Here is a 241-nt window from a genome sequence, read left to right on the forward strand (position 1 = left end):
CCGCCCCCGCGGGTGGCTCGGGCGACGCCCCGGCCGAGGAGGAGAAGGACGAGTTCGACGTCATCCTCGAGGCCGCCGGCGACAAGAAGATCCAGGTCATCAAGGAGGTGCGCGCGCTCACGTCCCTCGGCCTGAAGGAGGCCAAGGACCTCGTGGACGGTGCCCCGAAGCCGGTCCTGGAGGGCGCGAACAAGGAGACGGCCGAGAAGGCCAAGGCTGCCCTCGAGGGCGCCGGCGCCAC

At 71.8% G+C, this 241-nt stretch carries 1 protein-coding gene; it reads left to right on the forward strand.

What is annotated here, in order from left to right; all coding sequences use genetic code 11:
* On the forward strand, positions 1-241 hold a 241-nt coding region (gene rplL / locus ABWU78_RS21015; protein WP_439159410.1), incomplete at both ends, for a 50S ribosomal protein L7/L12.

Origin of the sequence: Cellulosimicrobium sp. CpK407 (assembly GCF_051844275.1) — a bacterium.
Lineage (GTDB): Bacteria > Actinomycetota > Actinomycetes > Actinomycetales > Cellulomonadaceae > Cellulosimicrobium > Cellulosimicrobium cellulans_G.